The organism is Klebsiella sp. Lac1 (assembly GCF_009825425.1).
Taxonomy (GTDB): Bacteria; Pseudomonadota; Gammaproteobacteria; order Enterobacterales; family Enterobacteriaceae; genus Klebsiella; species Klebsiella electrica.
The window spans coordinates 2,123,325-2,143,445 of sequence record NZ_VJZJ01000001.1; the positions used below are offsets into that span (position 1 = coordinate 2,123,325).

At 54.5% G+C, this 20,121-nt stretch carries 20 protein-coding genes, 1 pseudogene and 1 other annotated feature; of the genes and pseudogenes, 5 read left to right on the top strand and 16 right to left on the bottom strand.

Features of this window, described 5'->3' with window-relative positions; genetic code table 11:
• Positions 1 to 13: 13 nt before the first annotated feature.
• A complete protein-coding gene (ppsA, locus tag FNY10_RS10305) occupies positions 14 to 2,392 on the bottom strand; it encodes a phosphoenolpyruvate synthase (protein WP_131047908.1) in 2,379 nt (792 codons plus the stop codon).
• Positions 2,393 to 2,468: 76 nt separating this feature from the next.
• On the opposite strand from ppsA, the pseudogene FNY10_RS10310 reads away from it, so the two are divergent.
• The 4 genes and pseudogenes from FNY10_RS10310 to hemP all read left to right on the top strand — a co-directional run.
• A pseudogene (locus FNY10_RS10310) lies at positions 2,469 to 2,585 on the top strand (hypothetical protein); the annotation flags it as partial.
• A gap of 148 nt (positions 2,586 to 2,733) precedes the next feature.
• Positions 2,734 to 3,567: a pyruvate, water dikinase regulatory protein gene (locus tag FNY10_RS10315; RefSeq protein ID WP_100683568.1), complete on the top strand. Its 834-nt coding sequence runs from the start codon at positions 2,734 to 2,736 to the stop codon at positions 3,565 to 3,567.
• Positions 3,568 to 3,722: 155 nt separating this feature from the next.
• Entirely contained in the window at positions 3,723 to 4,769 is a 1,047-nt protein-coding gene (aroH, locus tag FNY10_RS10320) for a 3-deoxy-7-phosphoheptulonate synthase AroH (RefSeq protein ID WP_131047907.1), read from the top strand.
• A 163-nt stretch (positions 4,770 to 4,932) separates the two neighbouring features.
• The gene (gene hemP, locus FNY10_RS10325; protein WP_160704874.1) at positions 4,933 to 5,112 is read left to right on the top strand and encodes a hemin uptake protein HemP; all 180 of its coding nucleotides are present in this window, start codon (positions 4,933 to 4,935) and stop codon (positions 5,110 to 5,112) included.
• A gap of 44 nt (positions 5,113 to 5,156) precedes the next feature.
• Here hemP and selO read toward each other — a convergent pair whose 3' ends face one another.
• The 4 genes from selO to FNY10_RS10345 form a co-directional block, all read right to left on the bottom strand.
• Positions 5,157 to 6,599, bottom strand: a complete 1,443-nt coding sequence (selO, locus tag FNY10_RS10330) for a protein adenylyltransferase SelO (RefSeq protein ID WP_141964420.1) — start codon at positions 6,597 to 6,599, stop codon at positions 5,157 to 5,159.
• A 115-nt stretch (positions 6,600 to 6,714) separates the two neighbouring features.
• Complete coding sequence (locus FNY10_RS10335; RefSeq protein ID WP_100683564.1) at positions 6,715 to 7,179, bottom strand: NlpC/P60 family protein; 465 nt, start codon at positions 7,177 to 7,179, stop codon at positions 6,715 to 6,717.
• 81 nt (positions 7,180 to 7,260) lie between these two features.
• Positions 7,261 to 8,010, bottom strand: a complete 750-nt coding sequence (gene btuD / locus FNY10_RS10340; protein WP_131047904.1) for a vitamin B12 ABC transporter ATP-binding protein BtuD — start codon at positions 8,008 to 8,010, stop codon at positions 7,261 to 7,263.
• The gene (locus FNY10_RS10345; RefSeq protein ID WP_100683562.1) at positions 8,010 to 8,561 is read right to left on the bottom strand and encodes a glutathione peroxidase; all 552 of its coding nucleotides are present in this window, start codon (positions 8,559 to 8,561) and stop codon (positions 8,010 to 8,012) included. The genes btuD and FNY10_RS10345 overlap by 1 nt, the downstream gene beginning before the upstream one ends.
• 224 nt (positions 8,562 to 8,785) lie before the next feature.
• On the opposite strand from FNY10_RS10345, the gene FNY10_RS10350 reads away from it, so the two are divergent.
• Complete coding sequence (locus FNY10_RS10350) at positions 8,786 to 9,586, top strand: MetQ/NlpA family ABC transporter substrate-binding protein (RefSeq protein WP_131047903.1); 801 nt, start codon at positions 8,786 to 8,788, stop codon at positions 9,584 to 9,586.
• A 48-nt stretch (positions 9,587 to 9,634) separates the two neighbouring features.
• Here the strand turns inward: FNY10_RS10350 and btuC are convergent, their stop codons facing one another.
• The 11 genes from btuC to FNY10_RS10405 form a co-directional block, all read right to left on the bottom strand.
• Positions 9,635 to 10,621, bottom strand: coding sequence for a vitamin B12 ABC transporter permease BtuC (btuC, locus tag FNY10_RS10355; protein WP_131047902.1), 987 nt, complete (start codon positions 10,619 to 10,621; stop codon positions 9,635 to 9,637).
• Positions 10,622 to 10,860: 239 nt separating this feature from the next.
• Positions 10,861 to 11,160, bottom strand: coding sequence for an integration host factor subunit alpha (ihfA, locus tag FNY10_RS10360; RefSeq protein ID WP_004102960.1), 300 nt, complete (start codon positions 11,158 to 11,160; stop codon positions 10,861 to 10,863).
• Positions 11,161 to 11,164: 4 nt separating this feature from the next.
• The gene (gene pheT / locus FNY10_RS10365) at positions 11,165 to 13,552 is read right to left on the bottom strand and encodes a phenylalanine--tRNA ligase subunit beta (protein WP_141964419.1); all 2,388 of its coding nucleotides are present in this window, start codon (positions 13,550 to 13,552) and stop codon (positions 11,165 to 11,167) included.
• Between the two features lie 15 nt (positions 13,553 to 13,567).
• Positions 13,568 to 14,551, bottom strand: a complete 984-nt coding sequence (gene pheS / locus FNY10_RS10370) for a phenylalanine--tRNA ligase subunit alpha (protein WP_160704584.1) — start codon at positions 14,549 to 14,551, stop codon at positions 13,568 to 13,570.
• Between the two features lie 174 nt (positions 14,552 to 14,725).
• Positions 14,726 to 14,851 (bottom strand) — a sequence feature (Phe leader region).
• A complete protein-coding gene (pheM, locus tag FNY10_RS10375) occupies positions 14,802 to 14,846 on the bottom strand; it encodes a pheST operon leader peptide PheM (RefSeq protein ID WP_001386830.1) in 45 nt (14 codons plus the stop codon). It overlaps the preceding feature by 45 nt.
• Positions 14,852 to 14,969: 118 nt before the next feature.
• A complete protein-coding gene (gene rplT / locus FNY10_RS10380) occupies positions 14,970 to 15,326 on the bottom strand; it encodes a 50S ribosomal protein L20 (RefSeq protein WP_004102963.1) in 357 nt (118 codons plus the stop codon).
• Positions 15,327 to 15,377: 51 nt separating this feature from the next.
• Complete coding sequence (gene rpmI, locus FNY10_RS10385; protein ID WP_001124225.1) at positions 15,378 to 15,575, bottom strand: 50S ribosomal protein L35; 198 nt, start codon at positions 15,573 to 15,575, stop codon at positions 15,378 to 15,380.
• A gap of 96 nt (positions 15,576 to 15,671) precedes the next feature.
• Positions 15,672 to 16,214, bottom strand: a complete 543-nt coding sequence (infC, locus tag FNY10_RS10390; protein ID WP_049267827.1) for a translation initiation factor IF-3 — start codon at positions 16,212 to 16,214, stop codon at positions 15,672 to 15,674.
• Positions 16,215 to 16,217: 3 nt separating this feature from the next.
• Positions 16,218 to 18,146 (bottom strand): threonine--tRNA ligase, encoded by a 1,929-nt coding sequence (thrS, locus tag FNY10_RS10395; protein WP_100683558.1) that lies wholly within the window; start codon positions 18,144 to 18,146, stop codon positions 16,218 to 16,220.
• Positions 18,147 to 18,600: 454 nt separating this feature from the next.
• A complete protein-coding gene (locus FNY10_RS10400; protein WP_142255869.1) occupies positions 18,601 to 18,834 on the bottom strand; it encodes a hypothetical protein in 234 nt (77 codons plus the stop codon).
• 270 nt (positions 18,835 to 19,104) lie between these two features.
• The gene (locus FNY10_RS10405; protein WP_131047900.1) at positions 19,105 to 19,863 is read right to left on the bottom strand and encodes a DUF481 domain-containing protein; all 759 of its coding nucleotides are present in this window, start codon (positions 19,861 to 19,863) and stop codon (positions 19,105 to 19,107) included.
• Positions 19,864 to 20,121: the final 258 nt, after the last annotated feature.

The following is a 20,121-nucleotide window of genomic DNA, read 5'->3' on the forward strand; positions in this document are numbered from 1 at the left end:
TGAAAACGAGGGCTTACTTATTCATTTCAGCCAGACCAAGCCAGGTTTGCACCACGGTATCCGGGTTCAGGGACAGGCTGTCAATCCCCTCCTCCATCAGCCATGCGGCAAAATCTTCGTGGTCAGAAGGGCCCTGGCCGCAAATGCCGACGTATTTACCCTGCTTCTTCGCTGCGCGAATCGCCATCGACAGCAGCGCTTTCACCGCGTCGTTACGTTCGTCAAACAGCTCAGAGACCACGCCGGAGTCGCGATCGAGGCCAAGCGCCAGTTGGGTCATGTCGTTCGAGCCGATGGAGAAACCGTCAAAGTGCTCGAGGAACTGTTCGGCCAGCAGCGCATTCGACGGGATTTCGCACATCATAATGATTTTCAGACCGTTTTCGCCGCGCTTGAGTCCCTGGCGCGCCAGCTCTTCAACCACCGCTTTCGCCTGGGCGACGGTGCGGACAAACGGCACCATGATTTCGACGTTGTTCAGCCCCATATCGTTGCGCACGCGTTTCACCGCATCGCACTCCAGCGCGAAACAATCGCGGAAGCTATCGGAGACGTAACGACCGGCGCCGCGGAAGCCCAGCATCGGGTTTTCCTCTTCCGGCTCATAACGCTCGCCGCCCACCAGGTTGGCGTATTCGTTAGATTTGAAGTCGGACAGACGCACGATGACCCGCTTCGGATAGAACGCCGCGCCAAGGGTCGCAATCCCTTCGGTCAGCCGACCGACGTAGAACTCTCTCGGCGAGTCGTAGCCTTTCATCAACTCGCGGATTTCGTTCTGCAGCGCGGGCTCCTGATCGTCAAACTCAAGCAGCGCGCGCGGGTGGACGCCAATCATGCGGTTGATGATGAACTCCAGACGCGCCAGCCCCACGCCTTCGTTCGGCAGACAAGCGAAGTCGAATGCGCGATCCGGGTTACCGACGTTCATCATGATTTTCAGCGGCAGGTCCGGCATTTCCCCCACGCTTGAACTCTTAATGCTGAAGTCGAGCAACTCGGCGTAGACGTAGCCGGTATCGCCTTCGGCACAGGAGACGGTCACGTTCTGGTTTTCCTGGATGCGGTCGGTCGCGTCACCGCAGCCAACGACCGCCGGAATCCCCAGCTCGCGGGCAATAATCGCCGCGTGACAGGTACGGCCGCCGCGGTTGGTGACAATTGCCGAGGCTTTCTTCATGATCGGTTCCCAGTCCGGGTCGGTCATGTCGGTCACCAGCACATCGCCGGGCTCGATACGGTTCATTTCACTGATATCGTGAATCACTTTTACCGGGCCGGCGCCGATACGATGGCCGATAGCGCGGCCTTCCGCCACAATCTGCCCTTGCGTATGCAGGGTGTAGCGCTCCATCACCTGACCGCGCGAGCGGACGGTCTCCGGACGCGCCTGAACGATGAACAGCTCACCGGTGTGGCCATCTTTCGCCCATTCGATATCCATCGGACGGCCGTAGTGTTTCTCAATCTGCACCGCCTGCTGCGCCAGTTCCTGCACTTCCTCGTTGGTTAACGAGAAAATATCGCGCTGCGCCTGCGGAACGTCTTCGATACGCACCTGCTTGCCGTGCTCCTGGGTCGGGGCATAAACCATGCGAATTTTTTTCGATCCCATGGTGCGACGCACGATGGCCGGACGACCCGCCGCCAGCGTCGGTTTATGCACATAGAACTCATCCGGGTTGACCGCGCCCTGCACCACCATTTCGCCGAGGCCCCAGGCGGAGGTAATAAATACCACCTGGTCAAAGCCGGACTCGGTATCAATGGAGAACATCACGCCGGATGAGGCGAGGTCGGAGCGCACCATCCTTTGTACCCCGGCGGATAGCGCCACGCCGCGATGGTCATAACCCTGATGCACGCGATAGGAGATCGCGCGATCGTTAAACAGCGAAGCAAACACGTGCTTCACCGCGACGAGCACGGCATCAAAGCCCTGCACGTTGAGGAATGTCTCTTGCTGCCCGGCGAAGGAGGCATCCGGCATGTCTTCCGCCGTCGCGGACGAACGCACGGCAAAAGAGGCCTCGGCATTGTCCGCGGACAGCTGTCGATAGGCATCACGAATCGCGTCTTCCAGTTCGCTCTGGAACGGCGTATCAATGATCCACTGACGGATCTGGGCGCCCGCTTTCGCTAATGCGGAAACGTCGTCAATGTCGGTTTCATCCAGCAGTTCATAAATGCGCTGGTTAACACCGCTTTGGTCCAGGAACTGATTGAAGGCATCAGCGGTGGTGGCAAACCCGTTCGGTACGGAAACACCCATACCGGACAGATTCGTAATCATTTCACCAAGGGAGGCATTTTTGCCCCCAACTCTGTCTACATCATTCATGCCGAGTTGGTTATACCAAAGCACCAGCGGTGACGAGCCATTGTTGGACATCGAGACAATCCTTTTGTGATTTAATACCAGTGATAAAAAACTCACGATCAACTACGGGATTTATCCTGACATATTTATGCGACTTAAAAAAACGGTGAATCGTTCAAGCAAATTATTTTTCGTTTTTCAGGATACTTTACCCGATATACCTAACCCAATGATTCTGCTTAAATCTGCTGCAATAAGATACAAAATTCCGGCAAAACAGAAAACTGAACCGGCCTTTTCATTAAAAATAAAAATACCGTTTCATTTTTTAAAGTGAGACAAAGCCTAAAGGGATATGCTTAAATTTAATTTCTGCTTTCAGATAATTAAACTCATTATACCGGATGGTCAAAATGGAAAGTGCTGTAGATCGCCACGTATTTTATATTTCTGACGGTACCGCCATTACGGCTGAAGTACTGGGGCATGCGGTGATGTCGCAATTCCCGGTCGCTATCAGCAGTCTTACGCTGCCGTTTGTCGAAAATATCAGCCGCGCGCGGGCAGTAAAGGAACAAATTGACGCCATCTATCAGCAGACCGGCGTGCGACCGCTGGTTTTCTACTCCATCGTTATCCCTGAAATTCGCGATATTATTTTGCAAAGTGAAGGATTTTGTCAGGATATCGTACAGGCGCTGGTGGCGCCGCTTCAGCAGGAGCTACGACTCGACCCGACGCCAATCGCTCACCGGACCCATGGCCTGACGCCGGGTAACCTCAACAAATACGATGCCCGTATTGCGGCGATTGATTACACCCTCGCCCATGACGACGGCATCTCGCTACGTAATCTCGATCAGGCGCAGGTCATTTTGCTGGGCGTCTCGCGTTGCGGCAAAACCCCGACCAGTCTTTACCTGGCGATGCAGTACGGTATCCGCGCGGCAAACTACCCGTTTATCGCCGACGATATGGACAACCTGATCCTCCCCGCCTCCCTCAAACCCTTACAACATAAGTTGTTCGGTTTAACCATTAATCCGGAGCGGCTGGCGGCGATCCGCGAAGAACGTCGTGAGAACAGCCGCTATGCGTCGATGCGCCAGTGCCGCATGGAGGTGACCGAGGTGGAGGCCCTGTATCGCAAGAATAAAATTCCGTGCCTGAACAGCACCAATTATTCAGTGGAAGAAATGGCGACTAAAATCATGGACATCATGGGACTGAGTCGCAAAATGTACTAATGAACTAGTGCATTGGAGAAAATTTGTTTATGCTATCGCCCGTGGCCCATACAGGATCATGACCTGTCCTTGCAATAAACAGGGATTGGTTTATCGTGATGCGCATCACTTCCCGGCATTTTCGCCGCGGAAGAAACAGATTTTTTGAGACTCCAATGAACAGAACAGATGAATTGCGTACCGCGCGCATTGAAAGCCTGGTGACGCCCGCGGAACTGGCGCAGCGGCATCCCGTCTCTGCCGACGTTGCGGCGCACGTCGCCGCCTCCCGCCGCCGGATTGAAAAGATCCTCAACGGGGAAGATAGCCGTTTACTGGTGATTATCGGACCGTGTTCCATCCATGATACCGACGCGGCGATGGACTACGCGCGCCGCCTGCAGGGGATGCGCGAGCGCTACCAGCCGCAGCTGGAAATCGTCATGCGCACCTACTTTGAAAAGCCGCGCACCGTTGTCGGCTGGAAAGGGTTAATTTCCGATCCTGACCTTAACGGCAGCTATCGGGTGAATCACGGTCTTGCGCTGGCGCGTCGGCTGCTGCTACAGGTCAACGAGCTGGGGGTTCCCACCGCCACCGAATTTCTCGATATGGTGACCGGGCAGTTTATTGCCGACCTGATAAGCTGGGGCGCCATCGGCGCGCGCACCACCGAAAGCCAGATCCACCGGGAAATGGCCTCCGCGCTCTCCTGTCCGGTCGGCTTCAAGAACGGTACCGATGGCAACACCCGTATCGCTGTCGACGCCATCCGCGCATCCCGCGCCAGCCATATGTTCCTGTCGCCGGATAAGCAGGGACAGATGACCATCTATCAGACCAGCGGCAACCCGTACGGGCATATCATCATGCGCGGCGGCAAACAGCCGAACTACCATGCTGAAGATATCGCCGCCGCCTGCGATGCGCTGCGTGAATTTGACCTGCCGGAACAGCTGGTGGTTGATTTCAGCCACGGCAACTGCCAGAAGCAGCACCGCCGTCAGCTGGAGGTGTGCGCCGATATCTGCCAGCAGATTCGCGCCGGTTCCACATCGATTGCCGGCATCATGGCCGAAAGCTTCCTGCGGGAAGGCACGCAGAAAGTGGTGGCCGGGCAACCGCTGACGCGCGGCCAGTCCATCACCGATCCTTGCCTGAGCTGGGAAGATAGCGAACGTTTGCTGGCCGAACTGGCCGCAGCAACCGCTACCCGCCTGTAGTCCCCGCCCCCGCCACGCCGTGGTGGGGGAGATTCTCTCCGCACAATCTGACGCACACTCCCAAAAAACAGGGTTTTGACAAATAACGCTTGCCGTGAAAATTAACATTACTGATAATGATTATCATTGTTTCTTTTATTTTTATTTTGGTGCTATGACGCGTATGGATAACACTGCCACAGCAGAAAAAACAAAAGACAATGCCCCTTACCCCATGCCCACGGACCGTAAGATCAACAGTCACACCCTACTCGGCGCTGAAGGCCGGGTGGTGATTGAACACGGGGGCCAGCGCTACTTGCTGCGCCAGACCCATGCGGGGAAACTGATTCTGACTAAATAGGACGGTCTCCGCCCGTGGGCACGGAGAAAGTCCGCAAGATAAGGTCAGCTGGAACAGCTGACTTCCAGACGCCTTCCCCAGTCGGGCGGACGGTTGACATAATCATCGTCCCGGTCTGTAAACGGCTGACTTAACGCTTCATGCAGGCGCGCCAGTTCGCTCATCTCCCCTTGTTCTGCCTGCTCGATAGCCCGTTGTGCCAGCCAGTTGCGTAACACCAGCACCGGGTTAACGCTCTGCATCTGCTGCTGGCGCTGCGCATCATCGATCGCCTCATCGCGCAGGCGCGCGCGATAGTTTGCGAACCAGCTATCGAAGGCCGCGCGATCGATAAACTCATCGCGCAGCGGCGACGCCGCGCTGTGTTGTTCACTCACGCTCAGCATGCGAAACGTCCGGGTGTAATCGCTGCCTTCCCGTATCATCAGCGCAAACAGCCCATCCAGCAGGTCGTTATCGCCTTTCTGCTGGGTGAACAGACCCAGCTTATCGCGCATCCGGCGGCCGTATACCGTCAGCAGGGCATGCTGGTAGTCATCCAGCGCGGCATTAAGCGCATCCACCGCAATAAACGGCGACAGCGACTGCGCGAGACGTTGTAAATTCCACAGGCCAACCGCCGGCTGGTTTTCAAAGCTGTAGCGGCCCTGATAATCGGAATGGTTGCAGATAAAATCGGGTTTGAAGTCGTCCAGGAAGCCGTAGGGGCCGTAGTCCATCGTCAGTCCAAGAATCGACATATTATCGGTGTTCATCACCCCATGAGCGAAGCCTACCGTCTGCCAGCTGGCGATCAGCGTCGCCGTTCGCGTGACAACGTCACGGAACCATAAAACGTATTTATCGGCTTCATCCACCAGCGCTGGCCAGTGGTGACGAATCACGTAGTCGGCCAGCTGTTGTACCTTTTGCGGCTCACGGCGATAATAAAAATGTTCAAAATGGCCGAAACGCACGTGGCTTTCGGCCAGGCGCAGCAACATCGCGCCGCTTTCCAGCGTTTCGCGTTGCACGGGGGTTTCGCTGGCGACCATGGCGAGCGCGCGCGTCGTCGGGATCCCCAGCGCATGCATGGCTTCCGAGGCCAGACTTTCGCGGATCGTCGAACGCAGCACCGCTCGCCCGTCGCCCATTCGCGAATAGGGCGTCAGTCCGGCGCCCTTGAGGTGCCAGTCCAGGCGGCGGCCGTCCGGCAACTGCTGTTCAGCCAGCAAAATCCCCCGGCCATCACCAAGCTGGCCGGCCCAGGCGCCAAACTGATGGCCGCTGTAAACCTGCGCCAGCGGCGACATGCCGGGCAGCAGCGTTTCACCGCCCCACACGCCGGCGCCCTGCGCCGGATGAAACAGCGCCTCTGGAATACCCAGGGTTTGCGCCAGCGGCGCATTGTGCCAGACAAGTCGGGCATTTTTCAGCGGGGTGGGCGCTAAAGCGGTATAGAAATCCGGCAGTTCATCACGCCAGTGGGTAGTAAAAGACAGGGTCATGGTTCCTCCTCTCTCCAGTGTAGTGCCTTCAACACGGTATTAACACGGGAGAACCGCAGGGTTATCGACATAAAAAAGGGAAGCCAGTGCTTCCCCTTCGCTACGACGTCCGTCGCTATATCCTGCGGGCCTGCCAGAATTTCTTGTTCCAGTAGACGTTATTCAGGGAAGAGCGCGTCACCCCCTGGCTGGTCGAGGCATGGATAAACTGATTGTCGGTATCGTAGATGCCCACATGCAGACCGCTGTCGCCGGAACCGGTTTTGAAAAAGACCAGATCCCCCGGTAACAACTCGCTTTTATCAATTTTAGTGCCAATCTCTGCCTGATCGCGAGTTTCACGTGGCAATTGCAGGGCAAACTTATCGCGGAAGGTCATGACGACAAACCCGGAACAATCGACCCCGCGCGGAGACATACCGCCATAGCGATACGGCGCGCCCCGCCAGTTGCGCAGCTGTTCGTTCAGGTTGGCGATAACGGTAATGGAATCTGCAAGCCGCGGATTCGGCGGCGGCGCCCGGTGGTGGCTGCAGCCAGCCAGCAATAGCGCCGCCAGTAAAATGAACCACAAACGCATCTCAGACGATTCCTCTGTTCCTTATCATTTCGTCAGGATAATTTAGCTGGTTTATCAATGCACTGGCAAGGTTGCTTCGTGCTACTGTGACGCCACGAGCATAAAATGACCGGCGACCGCGATGCGTTGAAAAGGAATCGCGTAGGCCGCGGTTAAGTTTTCTTCGGTTAGCACCGCCGATGTCTCACCGCAGGCAATGGCCTGTCCCCGGCAGATAAGCCAGGATTGATGCGCGTGTCGCAGGGTATGGTTAAGATCGTGACTGCTCATCACCACCGCCACGCCCGACTCGCACAGTTCGCCGAGCACCCGATCGAGCGCCGCCTGCTGCGCCACGTCCAGGCTATTCATCGGTTCATCCAGCACCAGCAGTTGCCCCGCCGGATTCGCCAGCGGATGAACCTGCAGAATGACCGCCGCCAGGCGCACGCGCTGCCACTCGCCGCCAGAGATATGATTCACCTGGCGCCCGAGCTTATCGCTCAGGCCCAGCTTACCGGCAATGCTGCCGAGCAGTTCGCTTTGCCCGCCCTGCTGCAGATGCAACGACAGGTAGTGCCATACCGGCATGGCGAAAGGCGGCATCTGGTGCTGGCTCAGGTAGGCCCGGTGGCGCGCCAGCTCCTGAGCCGACCACTGTTCCAGTTTACGTTGGTTGAAAACAACCTCTCCGGGACCTGCGGTCAGGCCTGCCATTCGCATCAGCAGCGTGCTTTTGCCTGCGCCGTTTGGCCCGACCAGATGGACCATTTCACCGGGACGGACCTGCGCGCTAAACGGCGCCAGACGCCCCGCCTCTTTGACATTACGCAGCTGCATCAAAAACGGCATTATTTCGCTAACGCCCCTTTAATGGCGGCCACCAGCTGCGGATCGTCCGGGGTCATATCCGGCGAGAAGCGCTGAATAACCTGGCCATCTTTGCCCAGCAGGAATTTTTCGAAGTTCCACAAAATGTCGCCGACGTTGGCTGGCGCCCGGCCTTTGCTTGCCATACGCTCGTAGAAACCGCTGCCTTCCGGCGCCACGGCCTGTGGCGCGACCGCAACCAGTTTCTGGTACAGCGGATGACGATGTTCCCCGTTGACGTCTACCTTGCTGAACAGCGGGAAAGTCACGCCATAGGTGGTACTGCAAAACGTCTTGATCTCCTCTTCGCTCCCTGGTTCCTGACCCAGAAACTGGTTGCACGGGAAGCCAAGTACGGTAAACCCGTCGTTTTCGAGATCTTTTTGCAATGTTTCGAGCTGCTCATACTGCGGCGTGAGACCACATTTTGACGCCACATTCACAATCAGCAAAACGCGACCGGCATAATCAGCCAGCGTCGTTTTTTGACCATCAATCGTGGTGACTTCAGTATTCAGAATATCGTGTTGCATAGCCTTCCCTCCGTCCATAAAGCAGGTTGCTGATTAAGGTGATCCCTATCTACTGTAGCGGATTCACGAGCGTTCATTGTACGTCGAATCGGCCGCCAGGAATACCGCGCCATAAAGGCCGGTAACATGAATTCCTCTCAATATGGTCAGCAGACAATTCAGTGTACAGTGTTAAACGGATGTAATAGCCTTTTGTTATGGACCCATTTGAGAGAGTTTTATAGATGAAAAAGTTGTTAAGTTCGGTATTAATCGCCACATCGGTAGTGTTGTTATCGGCCTGTTCTCCTGACGATAATAACAAAGTTAAGGTGGCGATTAACACCGGGCCGGATGAAGCTATCTGGAAAGTGGTTGAGCAGGTCGCGAAGGATAAATATAACCTCGACGTCGAGGTCATCTCTTTTAATGATTACGTCCTGCCTAATGAAGCGTTAAATAATAAAGACGTCGATGCGAATGCCTTCCAGACGCTGCCCTACCTTGAGGCTCAGTCGAAAGAACGCGGCTACAAGTTCGCCATCGTTGGTAAAACGTTTGTCTTCCCGATTGCCGCCTATTCGCGCAAAATTAAACATCTTAACGAGCTGCCGGACGGCGCAACGATAACTATCTCTAACGAAACCACGACCTTAGGCCGCAGCCTGCTCCTGCTGCAGGCGCAGGGCTTAATCAAGTTGAAAGAGGGAGTGGGCTATTTGCCGACCTCGCTGGATATTATCGACAACCCGAAACATTTGAAAATTGTTGAAGTCGATACGCCACAGCTGACCCGGACCCTCGACGATCCCAACGTCGCGCTGTCGATTATTAACACCAACTTCTCCGCGCAGGCGGGTCTCTCCGCCGCTCGCGATGGTTTATTTATGGAAGGACCTGACTCTCCGTATGTGAATGCCATCGTTTCACGTGAAGAGAATAAAGACAGTAAAAAGATTCAGGAGCTGAAAGAGGCCTTCCAGACTAAGGAAGTCGCGGATAAAGCGATGGAAGTGTACAAAGGCGATGCGATCAAAGGCTGGTAAGCCCCGCCCTCCCCTGGCGCAGCGATAATGGCTGCGCCAGCCTACCGCTTATTGCGAATGGGTAGATTTCAGCAGTAGCCAGATGAAAACCGGCGCGCCCAGCGTCGCGGTGACCACGCCGATCGGTAATTCCGCCGCCGACAGCGCCAGGCGGGCAATGATATCGGCGCCGAGCAGCGCACTGGCGCCAGCAAGCAGACAGGCCGGAAGCAGTACCCGATGATCGCTCAAGCCGCATAAGCGCAGAATATGCGGTATCACCAGCCCAATAAATCCGATTGCCCCCGCCAACGCCACGCTCACGCCAACCAACCATCCTGTCGCCACCACCAGCAGCCTGCGCCATAGCCAGAGAGGCAGTCCCAACTGACGGGCTGATACCTCACCCAGCGCGAGGAGATTCAGCGGCTGTGATTGCAGACACGCCCAGATAAGTACCGGCAACAGCGCCAGCATCAGCCACAGCTGCTGCCAGTCTACGCCGCCAAACCCGCCCATCATCCAGTACATAAGCTGGCGCAGATCGAACGAGGTGGAGAAATAGACCGCCCAGGTCATCAGCGCGCTACAGATAATGCCGAGCGCGACGCCCGCCAGCAGCAGACGGCTGGTTGACAGATGCCGGCGGGCAAAACGCAGCAGAATAAAGGTAATCACCAGCGCGCCGAGAATCGCGCACGGTCCCAGCGCCCAGCCCGGCAGATAGCCTTTGCCCAGCAATACCGCGGCAATTAACCCCACGCCAGCGCCGTTGGAGACGCCGAGCAGCCCCGGCTCCGCCAGCGGGTTTTCGAATAAGGCCTGCATGATAGCCCCGGAGAGCGCCAGCGCAGCCCCTACCAGCAGAACGGCCAAGGTACGCGGCAGACGAATCTGCCAGATAAACAGCTGCCCTTTGGCGCTGACCCACTCCTGCGGGCCAATCCACTGCTCTCCGGCGCAGAGACTGACGGTTATCATGGCGAGAAGCAACAGCAGGAGTGCAATGAGCCAGCGCCGGTTGCGGCGCTGTTGAGTTTGGGCAAAGGTCAGCATAATTTCCGTCATGCCAGAAAGAGATAGCGGTGATTTTACGGTGGCGACAGAGGTGAGAAAAGCAAAACCTCCCGCAGAGTAACAGATAACCGGCTGACCCGATGACCGACACGCGCGGTCGTCCAGGCGGGGATGGTGCACCCTGACATCCTCGTCGAAGTGAAGGTTATGGCCATAAGCAGTTAATTTTCAATGTAAAAGAAAAAGGCCGCATCAGCGGCCTTTTTAGTTAGTTCAGATTATTTGTCTCTGGGCGAAGCGTTTTCGACACGGCTTTTAAGTTTCTGGCCGGGTCTGAAGGTCACCACACGCCGGGCTGTAATGGGAATATCTTCCCCCGTTTTCGGGTTACGACCCGGGCGTTGGTTTTTATCCCGCAAATCGAAGTTGCCGAACCCGGAGAGTTTTACCTGTTCTCCGTTTTCCAGAGCACGACGCACCTCTTCGAAAAACAACTCTACCAGTTCTTTGGCATCCCGCTTGCTAAGCCCAAGCTTATCAAACAGATATTCTGACATTTCAGCTTTTGTAAGCGCCATAGGTTCAATCCCTCAATGATGCCTGGAATCGCTCTTTTAATGCCTCTACACATCTGGCAACGGTAGCGGCAATCTCCTCTTCTTCGAGTGTACGGCTGGTATCCTGCAGGATGAGGCTAATCGCAAGGCTCTTACTGCCTTCCGCCACCCCTTTACCACGGTACACGTCAAATAAGTTTACGCCAACTATCTGATTTACGCCAACTTTCTTACACTCTGTCAAAACATCGGCTGCGGGTACGTTTTCCGCAACGACAACGGCGATATCACGACGGTTCGCCGGGAAACGAGAAATCTCGCGCGCCTGAGGCACCACGCGGTCTGCAAGCTTGTTCCACTCCAGTTCGAACGCTAAAGTCCGACCGTTCAGATCCAGTTTACGTTCCAGTTCAGGATGAACAACCCCAATGAAACCAATACGTTCACCTTTCAGATAAATCGCCGCTGACTGCCCCGGATGCAGGGCTTTGTTCGCTTGCGCGCGGAATTCGATATCCGCTAATTTACCGGTCAGGTCGAGAATGGACTCCAGATCGCCTTTCAGATCATAGAAATCAACGGTCTCTTTTGCCAGATTCCAGTGCTCTTCGTCGCGGTTGCCGCAGATAACGCCAGCCAGCATCACGTCCTGACGAATGCCCAGTGGAGCCTGAGTATCCGGAACAAAGCGCAAACCGCTTTCAAAAATACGCACGCGGCTTTGCTGACGGTTTTGGTTGTACACGACCGTACCCAGCAGGCCGGTCAGCAGCGACAGACGCATCGCCGACATTTCGCTGGAGATTGGGCTTGGCAGAATCAGGGCTTCTTCACCCGGATGAACCAGCTGCTGCACTTTCGGGTCAACGAAGCTGTAGGTGATCACTTCCTGATAGCCTTTGTCGTTAAGCAGCGTTTTTACACGTTTCAGCGACAGATTCGCTTCGCGGTGGGTGCCCATAATCAGCCCCGCCTGCACCGGCCGGTCCGGAATATTGTTATAGCCGTAAACGCGAGCCACCTCTTCGACCAGGTCCTCTTCGATGGCAATATCGAAGCGCCAGCTCGGCGCGACGGCCTGCCATTCGCCTTCGCCAGCGGTCACCTCACAGCCCAGACGAGTCAGAATATCGCTGACCTGCGCATCATCAATATGATGGCCAATCAGACGATCCAGTTTGCTACGACGCAGGGTAATGGTCGCCGCCTTCGGCAGCGCAGCTTCGTTGCTCACATCGATAACCGGACCCGCTTCGCCGCCGCAGATATCGATCAGCAGGCGGGTTGCACGTTCCATCGCTTTATACTGCAGCGCGGGATCCACGCCGCGCTCATAGCGATGAGAGGCATCGGTGTGCAGACCGTGGCGACGCGCGCGGCCGGTGATGGACAGCGGGCTGAAGAATGCGCATTCCAGCAGCACGTTCTGCGTTTCGTCATTGACGCCAGAGTGTTCACCGCCAAAGATACCGCCCATCGCGAGCGCTTTGTGATGATCGGCAATGACCAGGGTATCGGTATCCAGTTTGGCTTCGCTACCGTCCAGCAGAACCAGTTTCTCACCCTCTTTCGCCATACGGACCACGATGCCGCCGTTGATGCGGTCGCAATCGAACGCATGCATCGGCTGACCCAGTTCGAGCAGCACATAGTTGGTGACGTCAACCACCGCATCGATAGAGCGAATACCGCAGCGACGCAGTTTCTCTTTCATCCACAGCGGGGTTGGCGCTTTCACATTGATACCCTTCACCACGCGGCCCAGGTAACGAGGACAGGCCTCTGGCGCTTCAACGCTGATAGGCAGCGTATCGGTAATGGTGGCGGCAACAGGGGTCATCTCCGGCGCGTTCAGCGGTTCTTTATTCAGAACGGCTACGTCGCGGGCGACGCCGATGATACCTAAGCAGTCCGCACGGTTCGGCGTGACGCTGATTTCGATAGTGTTATCGTCCAGCTGCAGGTATTCACGGATATCCGTGCCGATCGGCGCATCTGCCGGCAGCTCGATAATGCCGCTATGATCGTCGGAAACGCCCAGCTCAGAAAACGAGCACAGCATCCCTTCGGAAGGTTCACCGCGCAGTTTCGCGGCTTTAATTTTGAAGTCGCCCGGCAGCACGGCGCCGATGGTGGCAACCGCAACTTTCAGCCCCTGGCGGCAATTTGGCGCCCCGCAGACGATGTCCAGCAGACGTTCGCCGCCGACGTTGACTTTGGTGACGCGCAGTTTGTCGGCATTCGGGTGCTGGCCGCACTCAACCACTTCGCCCACCACAACGCCGTTGAAGCTACCGGCAACCGGCTCAACGCCGTCCACTTCGAGGCCGGCCATGGTAATCTGCTCGGACAGCGCTTCGCTGTCGATCGCCGGGTTAACCCACTCGCGTAACCACAGTTCACTGAATTTCATTGTTCTGTCCTGCCCTTATTTAAACTGTTTGAGGAAACGCAAATCGTTTTCGAAGAACGCACGTAAATCGGTCACGCCGTAGCGCAGCATCGTCAGACGCTCCATCCCCATGCCGAAGGCGAAACCGGAGTAGATTTCCGGATCAATGCCCACATTGCGCAGCACGTTCGGATGCACCATGCCGCAGCCGAGGACCTCCAGCCACTTGCCGTTTTTACCCATGACGTCAACTTCCGCGGACGGTTCGGTAAACGGGAAGTAGGACGGGCGGAAACGAATCTGCAGGTCTTCTTCGAAGAAGTTATTCAGGAAGTCGTGCAGCGTCCCTTTCAGATTGGTGAAGTTGATATTGGTATCAACAATCAGACCTTCCATCTGGTGGAACATCGGCGTGTGGGTCTGGTCGTAGTCGTTACGGTAAACGCGGCCCGGCGCAATAATGCGGATCGGCGGCTGCTGGTTTTCCATCGTACGAATCTGCACGCCGGAGGTTTGGGTACGCAGCAGACGCGTCGCATCAAACCAGAAGGTATCGTGATCGGCACGTGCCGGGTGGTGGCCCGGAATGTTCAGCGCATCAAAGTTGTGGTAGTCATCTTCGATTTCCGGACCGGTCGCTACGGTGAAACCAAGCTCACCGAAGAAGTGCTCAATGCGGTCGATGGTCCGCGTCACCGGATGCAGCCCGCCGTTCTCGATACGACGACCCGGCAGAGAGACATCGATAGTCTCTGCGGCCAGACGCGCATTCAGCGCTACGCCTTCCAGATCCGCTTTACGCGCGTTAAGCGCCTGCTGAACCTGCTCTTTCGCTTCGTTGATGACCGCACCAGCCGCCGGACGCTCTTCTGGCGGCAGCTCACGCAGGGTCGTCATCTGAAGGGTCAGATGCCCTTTCTTCCCCAGGTATTCCACGCGGACGTTGTCCAGCGCGGCAACATCTGATGCCTCATTAATGGCTGCCTTCGCACTGGCAACCAGCTCTGCGAGATGTGACATGGTTTTCCTCATTATGTCGGTGCAGACACCGGTTATGGTCATTATTTTATTCTGACTATTTCGAGTTACAGGCGGCGCCGGGCCGCATGGCACTTAGCGCAGAGAAATCGCCGTCGCCGGATGCGCACTCAGCCCGCACACCTGCAGCTTGAAATAGAATGAACACGTTCATATACGAAAAAAGCCTCCACAGTGGGAGGCTTTCTGGCGCTGTTTTCCGTTTCTTCTTTCACGCGCTAGCCTCCTGAGTTCAGGTGCTAAAGTAAAAAAAGAAGCGGAAAATAGCAGCATTCATGCTTGCATTACCTTGTCTGGTACGAGACGTAAGACCTGTATTGAAAAGCTTACGGCAATAAAAGTCAATGTATTGATGGTGTTGAAATGAAAAGAGGGAGACAAGCTCCCTCTTTCAACTGGCTTATGCCAGAGCTGCTTTCGCTTTTTCGACCAGCGCGGTGAACGCTAATTTGTCGAATACGGCGATGTCAGCCAGGATCTTACGGTCGATTTCAACAGAGGCTTTTTTCAGGCCGTTGATGAATTTGCTGTAAGAAATACCGTTCTGACGTGCTGCTGCGTTGATACGCGCAATCCACAGTTGACGGAACTGACGCTTTTTCTGACGACGGTCACGATAAGCGTACTGACCAGCTTTGATAACAGCCTGGAAGGCAACGCGGTATACGCGAGAACGCGCACCGTAGTAGCCTTTAGCTTGTTTCAAAATTTTCTTGTGACGTGCACGGGCAACTACACCACGTTTTACGCGAGCCATATGTGCTCTCCTGTATCTATTCTAATTAAAAAGTTTAAAAGGGTTAACGACTTATGCGTACGGCAGGCACGCGATTACCAGGCCCAGATCGCCTTTGGAAACCATGGCTTTCGGACGCAGGTGACGTTTACGCTTGGTAGCTTTTTTAGTCAGAATGTGACGCAGGTTAGCGTGCTTGTGCTTAAAACCACCTTTACCGGTTTTTTTGAAGCGCTTAGCAGCACCGCGTACGGTCTTAATTTTTGGCATTTTAATAACTTCCACTTCGCATTGTTAATAAACGAAACATAGGCGAACAACGCCAGTGTAGCCTGAAGGCGCCACAGGCGTTGCTACTTGAAGGCCTTACTGTTTCTTCTTAGGAGCGAGCACCATGATCATCTGGCGGCCTTCGATCTTCGATGGGAAGGATTCGACCACTGCCAGTTCACTCAGATCGTCACGGACGCGATTAAGCACTTCCATACCGATCTGCTGGTGAGCCATCTCACGACCGCGGAAACGCAGCGTGATCTTAGCTTTATCACCCTCTTCCAGAAAGCGAACCAGGCTGCGGAGTTTTACCTGGTAGTCGCCATCATCGGTGCCAGGACGGAATTTGATTTCCTTAACCTGGATAACTTTTTGCTTTTTCTTCTGTTCCTTAGAAGACTTGCTCTTTTCATAGAGGAATTTGCCGTAATCCATAATACGACAAACCGGCGGCTCGGCGTTAGGGCTGATTTCGACTAAGTCTACTCCGGCTTCTTCAGCTTTTTCCAGAGCTTCTCTCAGACTCACAATACCAAGCTGCTCGCCTTCCAGACCTGTTAAGCGAACTTCTTGCGCGCGAATTTCGCCATTAATACGATTCGGACGCGCCGTTTGAACTCGTTTTCCGCCTTTAATACCTTATTCCTCCAGTTGTTGAAGACTGCGGCTGCGAATCTCTTGTTGCAGCTTTTCGATCACTTCATTTACGTCCATGCTGCCGAGGTCTTTACCACGACGGGTACGCACGGCCACTTTGCCAGCTTCGACTTCTTTGTCGCCACAGACCAACATATACGGGACACGACGTAAAGTGTGCTCGCGGATTTTAAAGCCAATCTTCTCATTTCTCAAGTCCGCTTTTACCCGAATGCCCGCATTTTGTAGTTTACGAGTCAATTCGTTAACGTATTCAGACTGAGAATCGGTAATATTCATCACTACGACCTGCACCGGCGCAAGCCAGGTTGGGAAGAAGCCGGCAAACTCTTCGGTCAGGATGCCAATGAAGCGCTCCATAGACCCCAGAATTGCGCGGTGAATCATTACCGGTACCTGACGCTCGTTGTTTTCGCCCACATAAGAGGCGCTTAAACGCTGCGGCAAAGAGAAGTCCAGCTGTACCGTACCGCACTGCCATGCACGATCGAGGCAGTCATACAGAGTAAATTCAATTTTCGGACCGTAGAACGCGCCTTCACCCAGTTGATATTCAAACGGGATATTATTCTCTTCCAGCGCGACCGCCAGATCCGCCTCAGCACGATCCCAGGTCTCGTCGCTTCCGATACGTTTTTCCGGACGCGTTGAGAGTTTGACGACGATTTTCTCGAAGCCAAAGGTGCTGTACATATCGTAGACCATACGAATACAGGCGTTCACTTCCTCACGGACCTGCTCTTCTGTACAGAAGATGTGCGCATCATCCTGAGTAAAGCCACGTACGCGCATCAGACCATGCAGCGCGCCCGAAGGCTCGTTACGATGGCAGCTACCGAATTCCGCCATACGCAGCGGCAGATCGCGGTACGATTTCAGACCCTGGTTGAAGATCTGCACGTGACCCGGACAGTTCATCGGCTTGATGCAGTATTCACGGTTCTCAGAAGAGGTGGTGAACATCGCATCTTTGTAGTTGTCCCAGTGCCCGGTTTTTTCCCACAGCACGCGGTCCATCATGAACGGGCCTTTCACTTCCTGGTACTGGTACTCTTTCAGCTTGGAGCGCACGAACACTTCCAGCTCGCGGAAGATTGTCCAGCCGTCGTTATGCCAGAAGACCATGCCCGGCGCCTCTTCCTGCATATGATACAGGTCGAGCTGCTTGCCAATTTTGCGGTGGTCGCGTTTGGACGCTTCTTCCAGACGCAGCAGATGCGCGTTAAGCGCTTTTTTATCTGCCCACGCGGTACCGTAAATACGCTGCAGCATCTTGTTGTTGCTGTCGCCGCGCCAGTACGCGCCCGCGATTTTCATCAGTTTAAAGTGATGACAAAAACGCATGTTCGGCACGTGCGGTCCACGGCACATGTCAACGTACTCTTCATGATGATACAAGCCTGGCTTGTCATCATGGGCGATATTTTCATCAAGAATAGAAACCTTATAGGTCTCGCCGCGCTTCACGAAGGTTTCACGCGCTTCGTGCCAGCTGACTTTCTTCTTGATGACGTCATAATTCTTCTCGGCGAGCTCGTGCATACGTTTTTCGAGCGCGTCGATATCTTCCTGGGTCAGCGTATGATCGAGGTCAACGTCATAATAGAAGCCGTTATCGATAACCGGACCGATAGCCATCTTAGTGTTTGGCCACAGTTGCTTAATCGCATGACCAAGCAGATGCGCGCAGGAGTGACGAATGATCTCCAGACCGTCTTCATCTTTTGCAGTGATGATAGAGAGGGTGGCATCGTTTTCGATGGGGTCACAGGCGTCAACCAGCTCACCATTCACCCGTCCAGCGATCGTGGCTTTCGCCAGGCCCGGACCGATATCCAGAGCAACATCCAGCGGGCTGACGGCGTGGTCAAAATGGCGTTGGCTGCCATCAGGAAGCGTAATTACAGGCATTTTATGTCCTTATTTGCAGTGGTGCCCCACACGAAAGAGCACATACAAAAAAATATAATAATAATTATCAACAAGTTATAGCTCAGTTCCCGCTTCACTCTGCGAAATATGAGGACGCTCGTTTACCGAACCATTCCCACCTGCAGCCGCCTGTTGATAACACCGGCCCTTAGTTTACACATCATTAGTGCGTGTTAAAAGTCAGAACCGGATAAATGGTGGCGGTTATGAGTAAAACAAGGGGAGGACGGAAATCATCTGCTGAATATTCAGCCACGGGAACAACGCGGCGGACAAAAGACGGACAATAAAAGGAATGCCGCTCGCGCCACAATACGCACAGGGTAAAAAGAGCAAACAAGAGAAATCACTTTTGCCCGCAATTCAGGAAATAAACCGGTACAACGCTACCCGGTTTTATATTCCCTGAAAGGTCACCATATTATCGAGAAAATCAGGACCACTCGCCGGCCACAAGGGTATGGACATTAAATGCATCATCCATAGAGTGACCGGTTGATTGTGAACCGGGAGCAATATTCGACCCGGCTTCCACGTCGGTGGCCTTGGCAATACCGATCTGCGTGTGGTCGGTGTTGCCTGGCTGCGGGAGCGGATCGGCGGCTAACGCGCCAAAAGACAGGGTGCACAGCATCACAGTCGCAGTTGCGATTTTGCTATTTTTCATGATGGTGATTCTCTTATTTACTGAAGATTGTCGGGCAAAGAGCGCATCTTTGTCATTAGTCAACAGTATAGATCCCGATCACACTTTTGTTCGACTCAATATTTAGCTATTTGTGTCAAATTATCTGCAGAGTTGTCAGGGAAAAATGAATTATGAGGAAATTATGGAGTTATTTTCTTTTTATAAAAAACGAAACAAAAGACCAAAAATAATAATGCCACTGGTTGTTAATTTTAAAACAATCAGGCCGGTTTCCCGGCCTGAAATAAATTACATCTTATACCCTAAAGATAGCGTCGTGCGTCTGTCGGTATGATTCGGCGCCGATGATGGCGGTTCGGAGTTCCAGGTCAGGTTGTAGGCGACCCGCAGCGCAAAATGCGCATTGATAGCGACGTTCAGGGCACTTTCCGAGTTCAGTGTGGTGTCCTGGGCACCGAACACCGACACCCCTTGAGTGAACTTAGCGTTATCGGTCATCTGCCAGGCCCAGGTACCGGAAGCGTAGCCCAGCGGCTGGGTTTGATTATCGCCATCGGTATACTCGTCATAGCGCACGCCAGGACCAAATTCAAAGCGCAGGCTGTGGACCGGGCCGTTCAGAATCTGGCGACCATAACCTGCGGTTAAAACGTCGCGTTGTTGATAGCCATTATAGCGGTCAGTCAACCAGCTGGCCTGGCCAAACAAGTAGTTGCTGTCGGTCAGGTTGTAGCGACTACGACCGCCAATCGCGTATTTTTCGGAGGAGCGCTGATCGTTAGACGACGTGTTGCTGGCATTACCCCACAGCGACCATGCCGTCGTATCGCCGTACCAGGTCAACGTGGAATCCGCGGTCGCTGAAGAACTTTTCGTATTTCCGGACTGCGCCAGATAGCCGGCGTTAACAGCACCTTCGAAAGGTTTTTTGGCAGTGGAAGGGTCATCCATAACAGTAAAAACGGAATCATCGGCCAATGCGTGCGCCGACGCAAAGAGCCCCCCCGCCAGCAATGCCGCTGCGGGTACTGTCTTCAAAAGCTTCATTTAATTTAGAGTCCGTACAACAAAAAGAGAGACCCAGCTGGTCCCGGAAACTTTCGCAAGGATCGCTATACGCGTCATCCTTCAGGCGACTTCTTTGCTTGAGTCACTAAGACATCCCCCCACACAGCCTGAACTGTGCTTGCGTAGGATGGCTTCCCTCGCCGCCTCTTGAATGATTTCTGTATCTTGCAGGTCCAATGAAAGGCAGAGAATTATAAAAAAGCACGATTGACATAGCAATCAATTACTATTTCATTT